At 50.6% G+C, this 945-nt stretch carries 1 protein-coding gene; it reads right to left on the bottom strand.

Translation table 11 applies throughout. From position 1 onward, the window contains the following. On the bottom strand, positions 1 to 872 hold an 872-nt coding region (locus tag G3I67_RS14895; RefSeq protein ID WP_163656370.1), incomplete at its 3' end, for an ISL3 family transposase. Between the last annotated feature and the right edge of the window lie 73 nt (positions 873 to 945).

The following is a 945-nucleotide window of genomic DNA, read 5'->3' as shown; positions in this document are numbered from 1 at the left end:
CGATAAAGTGATTCGAGCACAGGGTACTGCTCCAGATACTTTGCAAGATTGTCTTGCTGTTGATCAGTCAATTTCCATTGATGTCGACGCATCAAACTCAGCAAGCCCCGATTCTTTCTACCCAATGGATCTTGTTGCTGCCAGAGCTTTAAGAAGTGGTGATTGACGAGTCGAATGACATGGAATCGATCGGCCACAATTTTGGCGTTCGGAAAGTATTTTTGTACGATCTGTCGGTAGGTTTCGGATAGATCCATCACGACGACCTGAACATGCTGGCGGCCCGACAAGCGGCTTAAATACTGCCTGAGGCTCAACTCTGATCGCCCCAGCACCACATCGAACACTTTATGGTTCTTCAAGTCGACAAGCGTGGTGGCATAGCCCTTTTTGCGTGTAAAGAAGTGTTCATCAATGCCCATCACACGCGGACAAGATCTGCCGGATAGCTCCGATACCCTTCGCTGGATGAGGTGTTGGTACCAGCGCTCGACGGTAGCTGAGCCAATTCGGTGAGTGGTGGAAAGTTTGCTTTGGCTCACGCCACCATCGTGAGCTTCAAAGACCTCAAGACGATAGGTCTCGGTGGCGCGCAGGCGTGGACGGATGCCAGCGAATGGGTGCCGGAAATAGCGGTCACATTTCTGGCAGTGGTACTTAGGCACGCTTAGGTGAATAATCATCACCTGACTGCCTTGGCGGGTGTGCTTCAAGGTACGACTGTGGGTCGCTTTAATCCGCACGGACTCATTGGCGCAGTGCACGCAGGAAGGCCTAGCTGTGGGTCTGGCCCACACATGGATTCCCTTCTTACGGTCTACTCTCTGTATGGCTAAACCAGGTAAGCCTAGGATAGAATCGACTTGGGACATCGGTATGATCTCCATTAAAGATGTTTCTTCGCAAAAACAAGTTTAATGAATACCGTTGTCCCCCGTTAATGAT

Origin of the sequence: Sheuella amnicola, from assembly GCF_010499255.1 — a bacterium.
Taxonomy (GTDB): Bacteria; Pseudomonadota; Gammaproteobacteria; order Burkholderiales; family Burkholderiaceae_B; genus Zwartia; species Zwartia amnicola.
The sequence above is the reverse complement of the archived record's forward strand: the minus strand, read 5'-3'. Positions and strand labels throughout refer to the sequence as shown.